Genomic DNA, 19,825 nt, shown 5'->3' with positions numbered 1-19,825 from the left:
GAAAAGGATCCGCCGATGAACGAAAAACTGAAACAAAAATTTTTCAGCAACGAAGCGATCGTCGTCTACCTGATCGTCCTGCTCTCCGCCGTCATCGGATTCGCGAACCCGACGTTCCTTTCGCCCGCGACCGGAATCAACCTGCTGCGCACAATGCTGGTTACGCTGATCTTTGCGCTATGCGAAATGATCGTCATCGTTTCGGGCGGAATCGACGTCTCGTTTCCCGCCGTCTCCTGTCTGACGATGATCGCGACGATCCGCTTCCTTCTCGAAACCGGGATCGATTCGATTCCGCTGACGTACGCGCTCGGAATCCTGATCGGGGCCGGATTCGGCGCGTTGAACGCGTTCCTGATTACGATTCTTCGAATCCCGCCGCTGATCGCGACGCTCGCGGTCAGCTCGATTACCAGCGGCGCGACGCTCGCGTTTCTCGGAACGAAAATTTATACCGATCTCCCTGAAAAAATCGACACGATGCATAAGATCTCGCTTTTCACCTATACGAACGAAGCGGGGAACGAATACGCGATGACCGCGCTGATCCTCGTTCCTGTGTTCCTCTGCGCCCTGATTTACTTCCTGTTGCGGCATACGATGCTCGGGCGCGGCATGTACGCGATCGGCGGAGACGTTCAGGCCGCCCATATCGTCGGCTTCAACGTTACGAAGACGCGCTTCTTCGTCTATATTCTCTCCGGCGCGATCGCCGGGATCGGCGCGATTACGTACATGATCCTCATGCGCGTCGCCGATCCGAAAGTCCTGATGGGCGAGGAAATGATGGTCATCGCCGCTGTCGTTATCGGGGGGACCCGGATTACCGGCGGACATGGAACCGTCGCCGGAACGATTCTCGGCGTCGCGCTGCTTTCGCTGGTTAAGAACAACCTGATTATCCTCGGCGTCCCGACTCACTTTCAAACCTTCGTCGTCGGCATGATTATCGTTTTCGGTACGTCGATTACCTCGATTCGCGCCAAACGGATCGCGGAACGGGCTAAAATTTAATCGAACAGGAGGACCTATGCAACAAAAGAAATCCTGGACAAAATCATTCGATCAGCATACGCTGCTCCTGTTCCTGCTGTCCGTTCTGATTATCGCGTTCATGGGGTTTTATAAACCGAAATTTTTAGGAAACGCCAACCTTCAAAGCATGCTCGTCCAGCTTCCCGAATACGGGATCCTGGCGTTCGGCATGATGATCGCGATGGTTTCCGGCGGAATCGACCTGTCGCTCGTCGGAATCGCGAATCTTTCCGGGATCGTCGCCGCCGTCGTCATGCTCAGGTTCGGCGGGACGCCTGCCGCGATTACCGCCGGGATCTGCTGCGCGCTGGCGGTCGGCGTCCTCTGCGGCATGTTCAACGGTTTCCTGATCGGTTATTTGAAAATTCCGGCCATGCTGGTAACGCTGAGCGGGCTTCAGGTTTTCTCCGGGCTCTGCCTGATTATTACCAAAGGGCCGGCGATCACCGGACTTCCCGAATCCTTTGCGAAAATCGCGAACGCGACCTTTTTCGGCGTTATTCCGTATTCGGCGCTCGTTTTTATCCTGATCGTCGCCGCGCTGAGCTACTTAATGAACCAGACGGTTTTCGGAAGGCAGCTGTACCTGATGGGGACGAATACCGTCGCCGCGTCGTTTACCGGAATCAATATCCTGCGGACGACAGTCCGCGCCTACGTCCTCTCCGGGATCCTCGGGGCCATTGCCGGAATCCTGATGGCTTCGCATTATAATTCGGCGAAATCCGATTACGGCTCCTCTTATACGCTGCTGACGCTGCTGATCGTCGTTCTGGGCGGGATCGATCCGAACGGCGGCGACGGGAAAACGCAGGGCGTCGTCTTTTCGATCATCCTGCTGCAGCTTGTATCTTCCGCTTTTAACATTCTGCGAATCAACGCCTTTATCAAAACGTTCGCATGGGGATTGATCCTGATCTTCGTCCTCGCCGTTTTGAACATCCCGAAAATCATCCGTGAACAAAAGAAAGGATAACTTCATGAAAACCATCCTCGCGAAACCGCTGTCGAAAGAAGCGTTCGAACCGTTCGGTACCTATTCAGACTTTTTCGAGCCGAGCGGATCAGGACTGGGCGATTTTTATCCGGACAGGCTGCAAATTCCGGTCGCGCGCGGCGTCCCGTTCGGGTTTTCGCCGCTCGTCGTCCGAAAGCCGGAAAAATATCTCGTCGACACCGCGGAATATCATAATTTCAGCGGAGAGATCCTCGTCCCGATCGACGGCGATATCATAATCCATGTCGCGCCCGCCTCGAACGAAAAGGTTCCGGAACGGACCGAAGCGTATATCGTCCCGATGGGAACCGTTGTGCATCTTCTTCCCGGCGTTTGGCACTATTGCCCGTTCTCGATCGAACGCCCGATTGTGCACTGCCTGATCGGGCTGCCGGTCCGAACGTACATGACGGACGTCGTTGTCGTTCACTACGACGAGTCCGAACAAATCGAAATCAAACGAAACTAACAGTTATAAGGAGTATCCCGCCATGAAAAAGATTATTAACGATCCGAAAAATTTTGTTCCTGAAATGCTCGAAGGAATTTACGCAGCTCACCCGAACGAAGTCACGTACGTCAACGGCGACCTGCATTGTCTCGTCAACGCTCGGAAACACGCGGGCAAGGTCGGAATCGCGACCGGCGGCGGCTCGGGGCATCTTCCGCTTTTCTTAGGGTTTGTCGGCGACGGAATGCTCGACGGATGCTCGATTGGCGACGTCTTCCAGTCGCCCAGCGCGGAGCAGATGTTCGCTGTAACGAAAGAGATCGATCAGGGCGCGGGCGTTCTCTATATCTATGGGAATTACGGCGGCGATATCCTGAACTTCGATATGGCGGCTGAGATGGCCGATTTCGAAGCGGATATCCGCGTCGAATCCGTCGTCGCCGGCGACGACGTCGCTTCGGGCGAACGGCTCGCGGAAGGCAAAAAGAATACGCGCCGCGGCGTCGCCGGGATCTTTTTCGTCTATAAATGCGCCGGAGCAGCGGCGGCAAAGCTGAAATCGCTCGACGAGGTTAAAGCGGTCGCCGAAAAAGTCTGCGCAAACGTCCGAACGATGGGCGTCGCGCTCTCGCCCTGTATCGTTCCGCGCGTCGGTCATCCATCGTTCGAATTAGCCGAAGACGAACTTGAAATCGGAATGGGGATCCATGGCGAACCCGGAACGCGTCGGGGGAAGATGATCGCCGCGGACGAAATCGCCGCCGAAATGATGAGTAAGATTCTTCCCGACCTTCCGTACGCGCAGGGCGACGAAGTCGCCGTCCTCGTCAACGGCCTCGGCGGGACGCCGCTCGAAGAGCAGTACGTCGTATACCGCCAGATCGATAAAATCCTCAAGGAAAAAGGGATCAAAGTCTTCCACTCGTATATCGGCGAATACGCGACGTCGATGGAAATGGCCGGGTTCTCGATTTCGCTGCTGAAAGTCGACGCCGAGCTGAAAGAGCTGCTTTCCGCTCCGGCCGACACCCCGTTCTTCAAACAGAATCAGTTCTGAGACGGCGAGAAGAGCCATGTTTACGACTTCTGATCTGAAAAAACTGCTGCAAATCTGGGCGGATACGATGAGCGCGAATTCCGATTACCTGATCAAGCTGGACGGCGTCGTCGGCGACAGCGATTTAGGCTTGACAATGTCGGACGGGTTCAAGGCCGCCGCGGCAGCGGTCCAGACTTCCGAGGAAACCGATCTCGGGAAAACCGCCTATACTGCCGGAAAAGCGATGTCGAACGCTGTGCCGTCGACAATGGGGACGCTGATGGCGTCCGGGCTGATGGCGATCGGGAAGGCGTTTAAAGGCGCCGAATCGATCGACGACACGAACTTTCCCGATTTCTTTCAGGCCTACTTCGACGGCGTCCGCACGCGCGGAAAAGCCGAAGTCGGCGATAAAACCTTCCTCGACGGGCTGGCTCCGGCGATCGCGGCCCTCCGCGCTTCCGTTTCCGAAGGGAAACCGCCGCGGATCAGCGCGGCCAACGCGGCAAGCGCTGCCCACGAAGGCTTCCTGTCGACCCAGGGCATGCTCGCGAAACATGGGCGCGCAGGCGGACGCGGCGAACAGTCCCGCGATATTTTAGACCCCGGCGCCGCCGTCGCCGATCTCCTTCTTCAGGGATTCAAAGCTTTTATCGACATGAAAGAGACCGATCATTGAAAAGCATAACGCTCAGAGAAATCGCAGAGCATTTAGGCGTGTCCGCCGCTACCGTTTCAATCGTCCTCAACGATAAAGACGGTGTCAGCGCCGAGACGCGAAAACGCGTCAAGGAATACCTGATCGAAGCGAATTACCCGATTCGGACAGAGCGGAAAATGAAGCCTTTCGGGAATGTCTTTCTTCTGAAGTACGCTGAACATGGCATGATCGTCGAAGAAAACCAGGGGTTCATCGCCGCAATCATTGATCAGATCCAAAAGGATTTCCTTATGCAGCGTACCAATCTGACGATTGTCAACTGCAACCGCGGGACGATCAGAACTGAACTCGACCGTGTCTCCAGTCAGAAACCGATCGGGATGATCCTGATCGCCTCGGAACTCGACGATTCGTTCCTCGATGCTCTCGAAACGATTAAAGGACCTCTCGCGGTCGTCGATCATTCCATGCGCTTTCGCGATATCGACAGCGTCGTCATGGCGAACGAAGCGATCGCGTTCAACGCTGTCCGCTACCTCTTCAGCATCGGGCACCGGGAAATTGGGCACCTCCGTTCAGCGGTCGCGATCTCGAACTTCAACGAACGGCGAGCGGGCTTCGAAGAGGCCATGAGCGCGCTGCAGCTCAAGGAGACGCGCACGATCGCGCTGACGCCGACACTCGAAGGAGCTTACAGCGACATGCGCGAGTACCTCAACGGTCGCGCCGATTCCGTCCGCGCGACCGCGTTTTTCGCTGACAACGATGCGATTGCGATCGGCGCAATCCGCGCGCTTCAGGAGCATGGGTTCCATGTTCCTGATGACGTTTCGGTTATCGGCGTCGACGATATCCCGTTCAGCGCGATCAACACCCCCCCGCTGACGACGATGCGCGTGTCCAGGTCGCAGCTGGGTCATCTGACGGTCGACATCCTGACGCGCCGGATTAAAAACCCGACCAAACCCGCCTGCCATTATCTCCACGGCGGAACGCTGATCGTCCGGAACAGTACCCGTCCCCGATAAATACGGAGATGTCGCCATGCGGGAAGGACTGGATGAAACGCTGATCTACGAAATCCTTGCAGTCGTTGAAGAAATTCCGGCTGGTTCCGTCGCCTCCTATGGCCAGATCGCGAAACTGATCGGACGCGCGAAAAATTCGCGCCTTGTCGGAAACGTTCTGAAACTGGCGGGATATTACGGCGACTACCCCTGCCATCGCGTCGTGAACCATGCCGGAAGATTGGCCCCGGGCTTCCCGGAACAAAGGACACGCCTACTTGAAGAGGGCGTCGGATTTAAGGATAACGGCTGCGTGGACATGATAAAATACCGGTGGAACTGCTGATATTCGGGGCAGCTGATAAAAATATGAAAGGTCCTGAAGAGGTTCGTCATGCGCTACACGCATCATTATTTATCGCCGCTTGGCGGAATAACGATCGCCAGCGACGGTTCAGCGCTGACCGGGCTATGGTTCGACGGTCAGAAATATTTCGGCGCTGGACTCGCGAAAACCCATGAAGAAAAAAGCCTCCCGATCTTCGATCAGGCGGATCGGTGGCTCGATCTTTATTTCAGCGGCCGCGCCCCGGATTTTACGCCAGCGCTCGTCCTGACGGCGACTGAATTCCGGAAAGACATCTGGGGAATCCTGATGACGATTCCGTTCGGACGGACGAGAACCTACGGCGATATCGCGGCTCAGCTCGCCGCGCAAAAAGGGCTTCCCAGTATGTCGGCGCAGGCGGTCGGCGGCGCCGTCGGGCACAACCCTATCTCGCTGATCGTCCCCTGCCACCGCGTCGTCGGGGCGAGCGGAAGCCTGACCGGATATGCGGGCGGGGTCGACCGGAAAGCGAAACTCCTTGCGTTGGAAAACGCGGACACGCGGAAATTCTTCATGTCGAAAAAAGGGACCGCGCTTTAAAAATTCATCAGAGATCCGCGCCCATCCCTGCGCCGCGGGAAACAGACAACATTATTCCATATTTAACTTAAATCTGACCATAGAATTCTCCGGGGCTATGCTATCATACCTAATCATAAATACATTTTCGACGACAAGGAGATAGATATGCTTAGAAAAACATGGTTGTTTGTTTCCATCGCGCTCATCCTTTTTATCAGTGCCAGCTTCTCATCCGCCATCGCCGCGGAGAAACTGATCGTCGGAATCTGGGACTCGAATCAGCAGTCCGGAATACAGAAGATTCTCGACGAATGGACCGCTGTCAGCGGGATTGAAGCCGAGACCCAGGTAACGACCTGGAACGAGTACTGGACCGTTCTCGAAGCCGGAGCTTCCGGCGGAACGCTGCCGGATGTTTTCTGGATGCATTCAAACGTATCCCAGAAATACATGGAAAACGGGATCCTTCTCGACCTGACCGACCAGATCGCGAAAAGCGAAGTCATCAAGCTGGAAAATTATTACGCCGATATCGTCAACCTTTATAGCTATGACGGGAAGCACTACGCAATTCCGAAGGATATCGATACGATCGGTCTCTGGTACAACAAGACGTATTTCGACGAAGCCGGCCTTGACTACCCCGATGAAAGCTGGACCTGGGAAACGCTGCGTGAAGCTGCGAAAAAGCTGACGCGAGAAGACGGGAGCGTATACGGCTACGCCATCAACACGTCCAATAATCAGGACAGCTACTACAATCTCATCTACAGCTACGGCGGGTCGGTCATCAGCGACGACAAGAAAACGTCGAAAATGGACGATCCGAAGACAATCGAAGCCATGGAAGTTGTCGAGGGCATGATTCAGGACGGTTCCGTCCCGGATCTTCAGACACTTTCCGAAAACGGGACGCAGGTTCTCTTCGAATCGGGAAAAGCCGCAATGGTGACCCAAGGCTCCTGGATGGTTCCGGCGTTCCGCGACAACGAATATACCGCCGCAAACTGCGATGTCGCGGTTTTGCCGAGCGGTCCCGAATCCCGCGTTTCGATTTATAACGGGCTCGGGTGGGCGGCTGACGCGAACGGAAAAAACCCCGACGCGGCCTGGAGTCTGATTGAATATCTCGGATCAAAAGAGGCGCAGCTGCGCCAGGCGGAGCTTGGCGTAACGATGTCAGCGTATAAAGGGACCTCCGACGCATGGAAAAACAGCGTTCCGGGTTTCGACCTGCATGCCTATTTAGACATGCTGGACGCGAAGCTCGTCATCCGTCCCTACTCGCGAAACACGACCGTCTGGGAAACCATGATCCAGCAGGACCTTGGCCCAGTCTGGACCGGAAATAAAACGATGGCCGACGCATTGAAAGATATCGCTGCAAAAATGAACGCGATTCTGGCCGAAGAATAAGCGCACCCGGCTCCGTCGATTCGAGATTCGACTTCGGCCGGAACGACCATCATATCCCCGCAGGCTCCCGCTCGCAGGCGGAAGCCTGCGAGCGGGAGCCTTTTTATCCAGATCAAAAAGGAGGAATCTATGGCGGCGATCCGTAAAGCGACCCGTCAGCAGCGGGAAGAATTTTTCTGGGGATGGCTGTTTATCCTGCCGACAATGGTCGGGCTTACCGTCCTCAATATTATTCCGATTTTTCAAACAATTTATCAGAGCTTCTTCAAAACCGGCGATTTCGGACGCGGAAATATATTCGTCGGATTATCGAACTATCAACGGCTTTTAGCCGACGCGGACGTTTGGCAGGCGCTCATCAATACGCTCAAATACGCGGTTGTCGAAGTCGTTTTTTCGGTTTCGCTCTCGCTCGTTCTCGCGGTCTTCCTGAATAAAAAAATCCGATTCCGCGCCGGATACCGGACGATCTTCTTCCTTCCGATGATCGCCGCACCGGCCGCTGTCGCGATGGTCTGGCGCTGGCTGTATAATTCAGATTTCGGACTGCTGAACAACCTGTTCAGAACGCATATCAACTGGATTTCGAACCCAGGCTACGCAATCTTCTTCATCGCCGTAATCGGGATCTGGTCAATTCTTGGATATAATATTGTCCTTTTCCTCGCCGGGCTTCAGGAAATCCCCAAAGATTTCTACGAAGCCTCATCGATCGACGGCGCAACCGGGATCAGTCAGTTCTTCCATATCACGCTCCCGCTTCTCTCGCCGACGATCTTCTTCGTCGTTATCACGCGCGTCATCGGCGCGCTCCAGGTTTTCGACCTGATCTTCATGGTCATCGATATCACCAATCCCGCACTGACAAAAACGCAGTCGCTCGTGTATCTTTTTTACCGTTATTCCTTTACGCAGGCGAATCGCGGGTATGGCTCGACAATCGTCGTTTTATTGCTGCTCGTGATCATGGTCGTCACGGTTTTCCAAATGATCGGGCAGAAAAAATGGGTATTCTATAACTGATTTCCGTTATAAAAAGAAAGGAGTTCGCCAGCTATGGTCAAGAAACACGTCCGTCAGTCCGTCGGGATTCATGTCATCCTGATTGTCTTCTCGATCGTCATGCTCGTTCCATTTCTCTGGATGATCCTGACGTCGTTTAAAACCGTCTCCGAATCGACAAGCGTCGACCCGTTCGTGATCTTCCCGACGGTCTGGCGCCTCGATGCTTTTAAAGCCGTTATCGAGAATATGAACTTCCTGCTTCTATATAAGAATACGATCCTGCTGATTTTCTGGCGCGTCGCCGCCGCTGTTGCGACCGCGACGATGGCGGGATATGCGTTCGGGCGGCTGCGCTTCCGAGGCCGGGATTTTGCTTTCTCGCTCGTCCTGCTGCAGATGATGGTCCCATCGCAAATCTTTGTCATTCCGCAGTACATCATGATCAGCAAGCTGAACGCGCTGAACTCGATGTTCGGGCTGGTCTTCCCCGGCCTGGTCACAGCGTTCGGAACCTTCCTGCTGCGTCAGGCTTTCATGGGACTGCCGCGCGATCTTGAAGAGGCGGCGAAACTGGACGGCTGCAACATTGGACAGACCTTCCTGTATATCATGCTCCCGCTGGTCCGGTCGAACATGGTCGCGTTAGGAATCTTCACTTCCGTTTTCGCGTATAAAGACCTGCTCTGGCCGATGATCGCCGCGCCGCGGAACGCGTCGACGACGCTCGCCGCCGCTCTGGCGAAAATGCAGGGACAATACGGCGCCAACTTTCCGCAGCTGATGGCTGCGTCGCTGCTTGCCTGCCTGCCGATGATCGTTTTGTACCTGCTCTTCCAGAAGCAATTCATCGAAGGTATCGCCACCACCGGCGGGAAACTCTGAGCCTGGCTGCAATGGATGAACGAGAATGGACGGGCAAGAGGTCCGGTTTACCGGGAATCAGGTAAAATCGTCCGGGTCAGTTCGGAAGAAGATACCCGAAACAGCGGACAGCGATACCGGATACGTCGGGATTGATAAATATCATGTCAATTACTGCGGACGGGAAGACTGCCGTTCGGGACACGCGTACGGACCTGCCGTTCGTTCCGCTTACCTGCTGCATCTCATCAGAAATGGCAAGGGTCTCTACACGGTCAAAGGAGCAACCTATCCCGTCCACAAGGATCAGGCGTTCCTGATCTACCCCGGCGACCGGGTTTACTATGAGGCCGACTGGGACGACCCATGGCACTACGACTGGATCGCCTTCAGCGGAAATGGGATCGAAGAATGCGTGACGCAGATGGGCTTCAACGAGAAACGATACGTTATAACCGTGAAGCGAACGCATGAGTTGTCAGACTGCGTCACGAAAATTCTTAACACCCGCCGCCAGACGCTTACAAACGAGCTCCTCAGGACGGCCGAGCTTCTCCGTTTTTTCGCGATTATCATCGGGGATCAGCAGCCCGAGCCAAACCGGCCCACAGATCAGGATTGGGGCCCGTCCACGATCAGGCCGATCGCTAAAAACGGGGCATCCTACGTCCAGCAGGCGGTTGAATACATGGTCGCGAATTACAACCAGCCGTTTCGAATCGGCGAGCTCGCAGACCTGATCGGGATCAACCGCTCCCATCTGACGACTCGATTCCGCAAGGAAGCGAACATGCCGCCGGCGGAATTCCTGATGCAGCTGCGAATGGATAAAGCGGAATCGCTCCTGCGTGAGACTGAATTTTCGATAACAGAGATCGCCAATATGATCGGTTATACCGACGCGCTGGCCTTTTCCAAGATGTTCCGGAAGCGGCATGGCGTCTCCCCTCGCCAGTATCGTTCCGAAGCGAAAGCGACGAGACAGACAAATCGCTGAGCCTGAGCCATACAATTTAAGCTGGACCGCCCCAGAGATACCTTTAGCTCGTTCCCGTATTTCTTTGAGAATCTCACCTCCCTCATTGACCAGAGCACAGCGGAGATTGGTCGCCGCCGCGTTAACGCCTGACGCATAGAGGGTCATGATTTCTTAGCCTTTCCCTGCGGGCTGAACTGGACAAAGCGTTCGGTGATCATCCATGGGCGGGTAATGGCAGAACCAATGACAATGGCGTGAACACCGATCTCAAACCCGCGTGTAACGCAGGCCGGCTCCCAGAAATGACCTTCCGCAATAACCGGACGGGACTGTTCCTTCACCATCCGTTCCAAGAGCGCCCACGGGGGCATATAATCTTCTTCACCACCAACACAGGAAAGGGTCGGGGCAATGATATCGGCATTAGTCCGCAAGGCATCCTCCATGTCATGACAGTCCGCCATAACCGGAACGTTCAATTCATTGCGAACACGGTCGACAAGCTCTTTTACATCCTCATTATTCGGGCGTTTGCGTCCGGTGGTTTCAATAGCGATGATATCCGCGCCGGCATCCTCGAGTTCGCGGCAGTCGGCAAATGTCGGGGTGATCATAATGTTCCACCAGTCATCTTCCCAATGGCGCTTCCAGATGCCAATTACCGGCAGATCCGTAATCTTCTTGATCGCTTCGATATCAACCACGGAGTTCGCGCGGATCCCGGCAGCTCCGCCAATCTCAGCGGATTTGGCAAAGGCTGCCATGAATTCCGGGCAATGGGTCGGGTCCCCCTCTTTGGATTGGCAGGAGACGATGATCCCGCCCGCCAGCTTCTGCATAATTTTATTATAAACATTAATATTATACATATGGATTTCATCAATCAGCCAATACCTTGACTACAGCTTTTTTTACATGACAGGACTCGGATCCGCAAATACGTTTTGGACTGTGAGCATCCTCCGGAAAACAGATCAGCACATCTCCCGGCCGGAGTATGTTCAGGCTCTGAAGTTCTCCCTGAAAACCGATGTAATCCTCATCTTCTTTCCTCTCGATCTCAGTCAACATGGTTGTATCCGAGACCGCCACCACTTCCTCGCCATCTAAAACAACATGGATATCGATATAGCGTAGATGTCCTTCAGTGATCGGCACAGCAACCGTGTCATAATCAAAACGGTTTACATAGACCGCATCGCCATCGATAACATTTCTGCCCATTGCGAGCATGTTAAGATCTGCCTCCATCAGGAAATGAAGAGCGGTATCAAGATTGTGTGAAAGGCCCTGATAACGATCCAGGGCCTTAAGTTTACAAAAAATCATAAATCCTCTTTCTGATCAGAGTATCGGAGCGCCTTCATAATAACGCGAGGTCTGCGGCGTAATTTCACCTTTCATCGCAAAAAGCTTCGTGCCGGAGAAGTGAAAAACAATTGAAAAACCGGTGTTTTCAAGAGCGGTCAGCGGTTTTTTCCAGCGAAGGGTCAGATATCCATCATCCCGTGGGGTCAACACACAGTCCGCAAAGCCATAGCCTTCAAAAGGTTCCGACCGCCAGTTTGTGCAGAGCGCGGCGGATATTTTCCCGCCCTCGGCGACATCCGCAAGAATCGCCAGATCATCACCGTAAGCGTAGAAGGTTTGTGTCGGGAGAGTCGCTTCCCGTCTGGAATCCCGCGGTTCATAGCAGGCAAATCGGTCTTTTGGCAGAAATGCACGGGCAAAGGAAGTCTCCCGGAAATTAGTATGCTGACCGTTGCCGCCCATGTAATAAAACACCAGCCGGTTATCCATTTCAAGCGGCGGTGCGGCGAATATGCAGCCGCAGTCGAAATCTCCGTTCGGATAATGTCCATCCCCGCGCGGAATCAGGTACTGATCCGTTGCAATGCGGTCAAATCGTTCAGCCGTTGTCCCCAGCGTCAGCTCCAGATCCACGGTGTCGAAGTTCGCTGCGGAGCGGTCGCCTTCATGGAACATGGATGCAAGACCAAGATAAATACCGTCATACCAGAAGACCGGCATGGAATAAACCTGACTCTCAAAACCACTGCCGCGGATGATCTCATGCGGTGCGCTCCAATTGATGAAATCCGGACTGGAGCAGATCGCCTCAATGCGCACTCCGTCTTTCCAGATTCGGGTAACGACTTTAAACAGGCCATCCTGCTTATCCCGGAAGGGTAAGTTGTGTGAATCCGCCGGAGGATTCCATCGCGGCCATTTGATCATCTCACCCCAATGGACACCGTCTTCCGAGAAGTTGACTGCCATGTAATTCTTCTTTCCCGGGTATTCGACTTTGGTCACCATCTTATAACGTTTCCGCGGATCGGTCTCATCTTCATCCAAAAATACGCCAGTCCCGTGAGCAAAACGGAAAAGCATATTATTATCCCGGCTGCCCTCAAATTCCACGAATCCGAGGTTTGGCTTTACCCAATTGATACCGTCATCGCTCTCCGCGTAAGCCAGTGATGCGATGCGGGTCGGCGAGGGGCAGTAATCCCGCCGGGCCCGTTCTTCCTTGTCAGCCCCTGCTGAATCGTTATCCTTTGAACACAGCGTGTAATAACAGCGGTATTTTCCGTATTTCGAGTCGTAGATCACATTCGGATAGGAATTATCATATCGAGCTTCCCATCCGCGCGGCGGATCGGAGAAGAAATCTTCATGAAACAACGGGTTGTTTTGCGTGTCCTTTTCGGCCTGCGTTAAAACCAGACGCACGTTATCCATTCCCTGCGGCTGAAAATAGCTGCGATTGAGCATCAAATATTTATCCAAACTTTCCCCTTTCCGACTGCCTGCAGCCGGTCTCTGTCTACAAAAACTTAGCTTCCAGTTCCTTAATGCGCCTTGCAGCTTCTTCCACGATCGCCATATCTTCAGGCACAAGAGCCATCAACGGCGGACGAACGCTTCCAGCATCGATCCCTTCATTGATGCGAATTACAGCCTTCAGTACGGCATAGAGATTCCCCCTTGCCGAACACATCAAATTAATAACGCTTCTGCAGCCATCCATGATTGGCAGAGCCTCAACCGCCTTGCCTTCCTTCACCAGATTGAAGATCTTCAGATACAGGCAGGGCATTGAACCATAAGTGCCGCCGATTCCGCCGACGGCGCCCGCAGTCAGACCGGGCAGCAGCTGTTCATCCGGACCGTTGAAGACGATTACTCCTTCATCCCGCCAGTCTTCGATATCCTGAACCGGCATGGAGGAATTCTTGACGCCGATCACGTTGGGATTCTGCAGCATTGTCCGCAGCAGGGCTTTATTCAGTGACACACCGGCAAGCTGGGGAATGTTATAGATAATGAAATCCGTATGCGGAGCTGCAGAGGAAATGTCATTCCAGTATTTAGCGATGGCACGGTCGGGCAGTTTAAAGTAGATCGGCGGGATCGCCGCAATCGCATCTACATCGAGACTTTCCGCGTGAGCGGCCAGTTCCATGGAATCCGCGGTGTTGTTGCATGCAACATGGGCAATGATCACGATCCGTCCGGCTGCCTGAGACGCTACATTTTCCAGGACCAGTTTACGTTCCGCTACGGAATGGTAAATACATTCACCGGAAGATCCGCCGACATAAAGCCCGGTAACGCCTTTGTTTACAAAATATTCGGTAAGAGCTCGCACTCGTTCGGGAGAAATATTACCCTGCTCGTCATAACAGGCATAGAATGCAGGAAAAATTCCCTGATATTTTGTAAGGTCTTTCATAAAGGACACTCCTTTAGTATTCTGTTTTTCCCGATTCATCCGTATTGTAATGGAACGAGCAATTTATGTCAATGTCGTCCCTGTGGAATTATGAACGCATAATTGTCACATTTTCCCTTAAGCGGCCATTTTTCATGCTAAAATCATCGTCCTTTTCTGAACAAAACAGTTGAAAGGAACAGAAAACTAATGAAATACAAACTGATCGCTTTTGACGTCGACGGTACGCTTTGGGATTATCATGATAATTGCATTCAGCCTTCCTCCCTGGGGGCGATCCATGAAATGAAAGAAAAAGGCATGTATATCGCTCTTGCGACCGCGCGGACCTATGCAGAACTGAATACTCCCTGCCAGAAGGAAGTGCAGGCGGATTATTTTATCACCGCCAGCGGACAGAGCATTCTCGATTCCGAGACCCGTTCGATCTATACGGAACGCTTCACCTTTGAGCAGACACAGCGCGTTCTGGATCTTTGCGTAAAATATGATGCCGGGTTGATCCTGAAATTCAACAATGTAAAGTGTATTTACCGGCGTATGGAGACAATGCGGGGGGTTTTCAGCAACATCGGCATCAGTGCCTGCCCGACAGTTGAATGTGAGATGATGGATTACCACCTGAAGAAAATGCCGATCGGCTTTACCTTCCAGGCAGATCACAATGTGCGGGAAAAAATGATCAAAGAATTGTCCGTCTGGCCCACGGATTACCGCGTGGAACCTTATGACAACGGCGTGACCGCCGACATTTTTCTTCCGAATGTAAGCAAACTCTCCGCGCTGCAGAACCTCTGCATCCGTCTCGGGATCAAAGCTGAAGAAGTGATGACCTTCGGGGACAGCGCCAATGATATCGTCATGACGAAATGGGCTGGATTTGGTGTTGCCATGGGTAACGGCAGGGACGTGCTGAAAGCCGTCGCCGATTACGTCTGCGAACCCGGATACGAGGATGGTATTGCGAAAACGATCCGCAAATTCGCCTGACCCAACGGGAAATGAGTCAAAGAGACCTGTTCTGCTGACTCGGAATTATGTCAGGCAAAACAGGTCTCTTTGACTCCAAATGTAACAAAATATATTATATTGACACCCACAAAAGACCTTGATATAATCCTTTATATAGCCCAATTCGGGTGGACTCGGTCAACCGTATTTTTTTCTTTATAACCCAATAATGGAGGAAACTGTATGAAGAAACTTATCGTTTTATTTGTTGTTCTCACAATTGCGATGGTCAGCGTCTTACCATCCTTTGCTGAGGATGAAAAAGCTTTCCATTTAATCAGCACCGCAAACGATGGTCTTGGCGACAAGATCGATTATCCCTGGATGAACATGCAAATGCTGGGCGGCCTGACGTGGCGGACGCTGTTCTTCGTTGAACCGGACATGGCCACGATCGGTCCGGATCTTGCCAGCGGTTATGAAGTCTCCGATGATGGCCTGACCTATACCATCGATTTCATCGGCGGCGCCAAATGGTCCGATGGTGAAGAGATCACACTCGACGATGTAGTCTTTTCGATCAAAGCAAACCTGAAAGCAGCTGCCTCCAATGGTATCTATACCAGCACGTTCACAAAGATCGAAGGCGCGGATGCATGGCGTGAAGGCGCCGCTGATGATCTTGCCGGCCTGAGCGTTGACGGAAACAAGCTGACCATCAAGCTGACCAGCCCGCATAACACGCTGCCGAATGTCTTCTGTCAGTTCACTATCCTGCCGGAACATATTCTGAAAGATGCGGATTTGCTTGAAATCGCCAATAATGAATTCTGGAGCCACCCGGTCATGAGCGGTATGTACAGAATGGATGAATTCGTTGCCGGCTCCTACTACACCTTGGTTCCGAACGAATATTGGGATGGGCCGAAGCCGAAGATCGAAAAGATCGTTATCAACTTCGTCGCCGATCCGGTCACGGCTGCACAGGCAGGTTTGGTCGACATGACCAACACCAATAATAATGCAGTCATCGCCGAGCTGAACAAACTCCCCGGCATGACCATGTTCCCGGTTGACATCCTGTTCTACCGCTACTTCCTCGCCAACATTGAAGGCGTTGACGGCAACACTAACCCGGTGATGTCTGACATCCGCGTCCGTCAGGCAATCATGCACGCAATCGATCGCGAAACCCTTGCCGAATCCCTCTTCCCGGGCCTTGCCCATGTTTCCAACAGCGGTGTGGCTGCTGAGAATCCGGCTTCCATTGGCACTGAATATGCCTATGATCCGGATCTGGCGCATCAGCTGTTGGTCGATGCCGGCTGGGACTTCGACTACACCCTTCGCATCCTGCTGTATTACAGCGACCAGACTTCTCTGGACTTCATGGATGCCATCGTCTATTACCTTGGCGAGGTCGGCATGAAGGCTGAATACACCGTCACTTCCAACGGTACGCAGGACCTGTTTCAGACCCGCAACCACGATATCGGCTATAAAGGCCTGTCCGCCTTCGATATCAGCGAATGGTACGGCGAATACAACTCCGCGAATGCAAACTTCCGCATGGTCTTCGGCGGCGATACCGCATTCGATGAGTACATCGACGCCTATGCCGCAGCGACCACTCAGGAAGAAAAGGATGCCGCTCTTGTTGAACTCCAGAAAGTGGAAGAAGAAAAGCTCTACAAACTTCCGCTTTATACCATCGGCAACAACGTCTTCATCAACACAGATGCCGTCAAGCTGCCGGAAGGCATTGTCTTTGGGAATCCGTGGTACAAGACCAATGTCCACTTTGAGGACTGGGAATTGAAATAAAGTAAAGCTTATCTGATCTAAACGGGGGTGTGTCGCGCATCCCCGTTCTTTTTAGAAAAAGGAAAGGGGGCACCCCTTGCTTAAATTTATTCTCAAAAAAATCCTTCAGATGATCCCGATGTTGCTGTTTATCAGCTTTTTGGTATATGGCGCGCTGCAGCTGACCGGTATCGACCCTGTGAGTTATAGTGTGACCCCGGACATGGCAGGCAATCAGGAAAATCTGGACCTTCTCCGTGAACGGTATGGTTTGAATAAACCTTTCCTGATACGGTATGTCAATTGGACGGAAGATATTTTACGCGGGAACTTCGGTTACAGTATTACCAACGGCAACTCCATTGGCTCCATACTGGAACAGCGTCTCCCTGCAACCATTCAGTTAGCGCTTGTTTCCATGGTGGTATCCGCTTTCCTCGGAGTAACGATCGGGATCATATCCGCAATCTATCAAAACAGTATTATTGACTACCTCGGGCGCTTTTTCGCCGTGCTCGGGCAGGCAATCCCGCAATTCTTCTTCGGAATCTGTTTGATTCAGCTCTTTTCCATCAAAATGGGCTGGCTCCCGTCCTCGGGACGCTATTCGACTTACGCAACACCGCTTCAGCATTTTATTTTGCCTTGCCTGACGCTGACGCTGTCCCTGACCTCCGTCTTAATGCGTTACTCCCGGAATAATATGTTGGGCGTGCTGAACAGCGATTACATCAAGACAGCGCGTATGAAGGGGATCTCCGAAACCAAGGTTTACGTGAAGCACGCTTTCCGCAACGCTTTGCGTCCTGTACTGGTGATCCTGTGCTTCCGTCTGCCGATGCTGATCAGCGGTTCCGTGGTAATCGAATCGGTTTATAACTGGCCCGGCATCGGTTCCGTAATCACCGACGCCGTCATTGCCGGAGACTATCCGGTCGTTATGGTGACGACGCTGATGGTCGCTGCCGCGATCCTGACCGCAAGCTTCCTCGTTGACGTACTGACGGCGCTGCTCGATCCGCGCGTACGGCTGGGCAGCGGATAAGAAAGGGGGCAGAAAGATGAAACTCGATAAATCGCATGCCTCCAGCATGTTCAAGAAAAATGTAAGAAAGTTTTTACGGAATAAACTCGCAATGATTGGCATGATCGTCATGCTTGTCATTTTGCTGATGTGTGTATTCGCTCCGATCTTTACGTCCTATCGTCCGGATCAACCGGACTTCTCCGCGAGAACCATACCGCCGAGCGCAGGTCATATTTTCGGCACGGATAAACTGGGGCGAGACGTGTTTTCCCGGATCTTGTATGGCGGACGTTATTCGATCCTCATCGGTGTAACCGGCGCTTTCTTCGGTTCTCTGATCGGGGTTGTCTTAGGCGCTATTGCCGGGTATTTTGGCAGGTGGATCGACACCCTGATCGTCCGCACGTCTGAGATCTTCCAGACGGTCCCGAACATGATCCTGATCCTGATCCTCGGGGCGGTATTCGGGCGAAGCATCGGCAACCTGTTGTTCATATTTGCTGTCACCGGCTGGATGACGACCTTCCGTATGGTACGAAACGAATTCATCGCGCTGAAGGGTGAGACCTATGTCCAGGTCTGCGAAGCTTTCGGTATGTCCAAATCGGACATCATGTTCAAGCAAATCCTGCCGAACGTCATGTCGCCGGTGATCGTTGCGACGACAGTCAATGTGGCGCATTTCATCCTGTCCGAAGCCGGACTGAGCTTTATCGGCGTCGGCGTTCCTTCCGCGACACCAACCTGGGGCAATATCCTGAACGCGGCAAAGTCGCTGGACGTGATCTCCAACTACTGGTGGCTATGGGTCGTCCCAGGCGTAACCATCACGATCTTCGTGCTGGCCGTCAACTTCTTCGGCGACGGGCTGCGCGATGTTCTTGACCCGAAACAGCAATAAGGAGGCAGAAAATGGAACAGAAAGATATCGTATTAGATGTCCGGAAACTGAACACCTCCTTTGTTTCTGACGGTCAGACCATCCGCATCGTCAAAGATGTCTCTTTCCAACTGAAACGAGGGAAAACGCTGGCGATCGTCGGTGAATCCGGCTGCGGTAAATCGGTGACCGTACATTCGATTGTGAAGCTCCTTCCGCAAAATGCCCGCTTCAATGCGGACGCGGTCGTTTACCGGCGTCTGGATGAAAAGGCCGGAAAGATCACGGAATTTGATCTCTCCAAGATCGATCCGAAGAGCAGGGAAATGCGTTCTCTCCGTGGCGCGGATCTGGGCATGGTCTTCCAGGATCCAATGTCATCCCTGAATCCTGTCTATAAAGTCGGCGATCAGGTTGCTGAAGCTTTGCAGGAACATAACAAGGGCATGAAAAAGTCCGAAGCCATGGCGAAAGTCCTGGAAATGTTCAAAAAGCTGGGTATCCCCGATCCGGAAGGACGTCTGAATGACTATCCGCATCAGTTTTCCGGCGGCATGAAACAGCGCGTGGTGATTGCTATCGCCATGATTAACAATCCGGAAATCATCATTGCCGACGAACCGACGACCGCGCTGGATGTGACGATCCAGGCGCAGATTATGGAACTGATGAAAGACCTGCAGCTGAACATGGGCAAGTCCATCATCCTGATCACCCATAACATGGGTCTGGTCGCCGAGCAGGCGGATGACGTCTGTGTGATGTATATGGGGCGCATCGTTGAATTCGGCTCTCTGGATCAGGTCTTTGAAAACCCCTCCCATCCTTACACCAAAGCGCTGCTGCGCAGCGTGCCGGTGCTTGGGCTTGCGGATGACCAGAAACTGGAAACGATCCCCGGCGCAACGCCGAGTCCGGCATCGCTGAAGATTGGCTGTGAATTTGCCGATCGCTGCCCAGAGTGCAAGGAATACTGCCGCACAAAGGATGTTCCTGCCTACGAAGTCGAACCTGGGCATCGAGTTCGCTGTACAAAGTTCAGCCAGTACAAGGAGGCTAACTAA

Annotated in this window: 21 protein-coding genes; 17 read left to right on the top strand and 4 right to left on the bottom strand. The window is 53.1% G+C overall.

What is annotated here, in order from left to right; translation table 11 throughout:
* Positions 1-15 precede the first annotated feature (15 nt).
* From BEQ56_05850 to BEQ56_05795, 12 genes are all read left to right on the top strand, one after another.
* Positions 16-1,014, top strand: a complete 999-nt coding sequence (locus tag BEQ56_05850) for an ABC transporter permease (GenBank protein AOH43040.1) — start codon at positions 16-18, stop codon at positions 1,012-1,014.
* Between the two features lie 16 nt (positions 1,015-1,030).
* Entirely contained in the window at positions 1,031-2,011 is a 981-nt protein-coding gene (locus BEQ56_05845; protein ID AOH43039.1) for an ABC transporter permease, read from the top strand.
* A 4-nt stretch (positions 2,012-2,015) separates the two neighbouring features.
* On the top strand, positions 2,016-2,501 hold the full coding sequence (locus tag BEQ56_05840; protein ID AOH43038.1) for an ureidoglycolate hydrolase: 486 nt from the start codon (positions 2,016-2,018) through the stop codon (positions 2,499-2,501).
* A gap of 22 nt (positions 2,502-2,523) precedes the next feature.
* The gene (locus BEQ56_05835) at positions 2,524-3,540 is read left to right on the top strand and encodes a dihydroxyacetone kinase subunit DhaK (protein AOH43037.1); all 1,017 of its coding nucleotides are present in this window, start codon (positions 2,524-2,526) and stop codon (positions 3,538-3,540) included.
* 16 nt (positions 3,541-3,556) lie between these two features.
* Positions 3,557-4,201 carry a hypothetical protein gene (locus BEQ56_05830; GenBank protein ID AOH43036.1) on the top strand — a complete coding sequence of 215 codons (645 nt, stop codon included), beginning with the start codon at positions 3,557-3,559 and terminating at the stop codon, positions 4,199-4,201.
* Entirely contained in the window at positions 4,198-5,211 is a 1,014-nt protein-coding gene (locus BEQ56_05825; GenBank protein AOH43035.1) for a hypothetical protein, read from the top strand. Before BEQ56_05830 ends, BEQ56_05825 begins: the two co-directional genes overlap by 4 nt.
* A 16-nt stretch (positions 5,212-5,227) precedes the next feature.
* On the top strand, positions 5,228-5,536 hold the full coding sequence (locus BEQ56_05820) for a DNA methyltransferase (protein AOH43034.1): 309 nt from the start codon (positions 5,228-5,230) through the stop codon (positions 5,534-5,536).
* Between the two features lie 48 nt (positions 5,537-5,584).
* A complete protein-coding gene (locus BEQ56_05815; GenBank protein AOH43033.1) occupies positions 5,585-6,118 on the top strand; it encodes a 6-O-methylguanine DNA methyltransferase in 534 nt (177 codons plus the stop codon).
* Positions 6,119-6,265: 147 nt separating this feature from the next.
* Positions 6,266-7,516, top strand: a complete 1,251-nt coding sequence (locus tag BEQ56_05810) for a sugar ABC transporter substrate-binding protein (GenBank protein AOH43032.1) — start codon at positions 6,266-6,268, stop codon at positions 7,514-7,516.
* 111 nt (positions 7,517-7,627) lie between these two features.
* On the top strand, positions 7,628-8,539 hold the full coding sequence (locus BEQ56_05805) for a sugar ABC transporter permease (protein AOH43031.1): 912 nt from the start codon (positions 7,628-7,630) through the stop codon (positions 8,537-8,539).
* 33 nt (positions 8,540-8,572) lie between these two features.
* Positions 8,573-9,403 (top strand): sugar ABC transporter permease, encoded by an 831-nt coding sequence (locus BEQ56_05800; protein ID AOH43030.1) that lies wholly within the window; start codon positions 8,573-8,575, stop codon positions 9,401-9,403.
* Positions 9,404-9,428: 25 nt separating this feature from the next.
* Positions 9,429-10,379: a hypothetical protein gene (locus BEQ56_05795; protein AOH43029.1), complete on the top strand. Its 951-nt coding sequence runs from the start codon at positions 9,429-9,431 to the stop codon at positions 10,377-10,379.
* A gap of 143 nt (positions 10,380-10,522) precedes the next feature.
* Here BEQ56_05795 and BEQ56_05790 read toward each other — a convergent pair whose 3' ends face one another.
* The 4 genes from BEQ56_05790 to BEQ56_05775 are packed head-to-tail and all read right to left on the bottom strand — an operon-like array spanning position 10,523 to position 14,100.
* On the bottom strand, positions 10,523-11,230 hold the full coding sequence (locus BEQ56_05790) for a hypothetical protein (protein AOH43028.1): 708 nt from the start codon (positions 11,228-11,230) through the stop codon (positions 10,523-10,525).
* Between the two features lie 10 nt (positions 11,231-11,240).
* On the bottom strand, positions 11,241-11,690 hold the full coding sequence (locus tag BEQ56_05785; GenBank protein ID AOH43027.1) for a hypothetical protein: 450 nt from the start codon (positions 11,688-11,690) through the stop codon (positions 11,241-11,243).
* Positions 11,691-11,705: 15 nt separating this feature from the next.
* Complete coding sequence (locus BEQ56_05780; GenBank protein ID AOH44425.1) at positions 11,706-13,139, bottom strand: hypothetical protein; 1,434 nt, start codon at positions 13,137-13,139, stop codon at positions 11,706-11,708.
* Positions 13,140-13,191: 52 nt separating this feature from the next.
* Positions 13,192-14,100 (bottom strand): N-acetylneuraminate lyase, encoded by a 909-nt coding sequence (locus BEQ56_05775; protein ID AOH43026.1) that lies wholly within the window; start codon positions 14,098-14,100, stop codon positions 13,192-13,194.
* A 189-nt stretch (positions 14,101-14,289) separates the two neighbouring features.
* Between BEQ56_05775 and BEQ56_05770 the strand changes: the two genes are divergently transcribed.
* The 5 genes from BEQ56_05770 to BEQ56_05750 all read left to right on the top strand — a co-directional run bounded on the left by BEQ56_05770 (position 14,290) and on the right by BEQ56_05750 (position 19,825).
* On the top strand, positions 14,290-15,090 hold the full coding sequence (locus BEQ56_05770; protein AOH43025.1) for a hypothetical protein: 801 nt from the start codon (positions 14,290-14,292) through the stop codon (positions 15,088-15,090).
* A 204-nt stretch (positions 15,091-15,294) separates the two neighbouring features.
* Positions 15,295-16,875 carry a hypothetical protein gene (locus tag BEQ56_05765; GenBank protein ID AOH43024.1) on the top strand — a complete coding sequence of 527 codons (1,581 nt, stop codon included), beginning with the start codon at positions 15,295-15,297 and terminating at the stop codon, positions 16,873-16,875.
* Positions 16,876-16,951: 76 nt separating this feature from the next.
* Entirely contained in the window at positions 16,952-17,899 is a 948-nt protein-coding gene (locus tag BEQ56_05760; protein ID AOH43023.1) for a peptide ABC transporter permease, read from the top strand.
* A gap of 16 nt (positions 17,900-17,915) precedes the next feature.
* On the top strand, positions 17,916-18,782 hold the full coding sequence (locus BEQ56_05755) for a peptide ABC transporter permease (protein ID AOH43022.1): 867 nt from the start codon (positions 17,916-17,918) through the stop codon (positions 18,780-18,782).
* An 11-nt stretch (positions 18,783-18,793) separates the two neighbouring features.
* Positions 18,794-19,825: a peptide ABC transporter ATP-binding protein gene (locus BEQ56_05750; protein AOH43021.1), complete on the top strand. Its 1,032-nt coding sequence runs from the start codon at positions 18,794-18,796 to the stop codon at positions 19,823-19,825.

The organism is Anaerolineaceae bacterium oral taxon 439, assembly GCA_001717545.1.
Lineage (GTDB): Bacteria > Chloroflexota > Anaerolineae > Anaerolineales > Anaerolineaceae > Flexilinea.
Note: the sequence above shows the minus strand (reverse complement) of the source record. Positions and strands in the feature narration are given on the sequence as shown.